The organism is Candidatus Symbiopectobacterium sp. NZEC135 (genome assembly GCF_025962695.1).
Genome location: NZ_JAGFPF010000789.1, coordinates 1 through 936, shown reverse-complemented (window position 1 = coordinate 936; position 936 = coordinate 1). Strand labels below are relative to the sequence as shown.

Genomic DNA, 936 nt, shown 5'->3' with positions numbered 1-936 from the left:
ACGCCCGTAGGCGCGGGTGCGGCTTTTCCCTTGCTGTACGCCATCCCAGCTTACGCGCAATTCCGGGTAGACGAACAACCCGTTGCGGCGAGCTTCTGCATCGGGCAAGGAGCCATCTGTCACGTAGGCTCTAATGGCTGCGCGTAACGCGTTGACCGCATCATCATACTGCGAACTCAGTAAGTCCAGCGCTTGTGCGGCCGTGAGGGGGGCAGGGGAACCACAATGCTTCATCGCTCTTCCATCCTTTTTGGGTTATCTCCCGCAATGTGATTGCGGTGGTTACACCCAGCATAGATCAGCCACGTGACGAAACGTATAGCCATTGTTCTGTTTGGTGAGGCTTTGAACAATATCTCGGTAGCTCCCTGCGCCATTCCCACCCCCACCGTCATTCCCGCCCCCCACCGTCGTTCCCGCGAAGGCGGGAATCTGCTACAGGGGAAACGCATTCCTTCTGTCAGAGATCCCCGGCTTTCGCCGAGGATGACAAGAGTGATGCCGAGGATGACGAGGGGTAAGTGACCTAGTCGATGAGGTACTATTACGCGCGATCCCAGTGAGATTGAGCTTCACCGTTAATGTAGAGCGTACGCTGGTCCTGCGCAGGCAGGCGAACATGCAGGCGTTTCCAGGCAGGAGCAAAGTCACCTTCCTGCGTGAAGGTCACATCAATGCGTGAGTTGTCACTGGTGATGTTCCAGCGCAACCACAGCGCATTACCTTGCTGCCAGCCATGGGTTTCGCCATCATCTTCAAACAACAGGCCGCTGTCCTGACCTTTGCCGCACGGTGGGAACAGCAGCAGATCGCGCTGATCGTCCGTTTGGTGATCGACGTGCTTCAGGCGTGTAGAGGTCGGCAGCATCGCCCCGGCGCGGACCAGCAACGGCAGGCGTTCCAACTGCGCATCCAGAGTGATGGTTTGTCCGCCGC

1 protein-coding gene and 1 pseudogene are annotated in these 936 nt (G+C 58.0%); both read right to left on the bottom strand.

What is annotated here, in order from left to right; translation table 11 throughout:
• Positions 1–234: pseudogene (locus tag J5224_RS30470) on the bottom strand (AMP nucleosidase); the annotation flags it as partial.
• 310 nt (positions 235–544) lie between these two features.
• Positions 545–936, bottom strand: a 392-nt coding sequence (locus tag J5224_RS30465; protein WP_264628775.1) for a DUF5110 domain-containing protein, incomplete at its 5' end; no start/stop codon positions are given.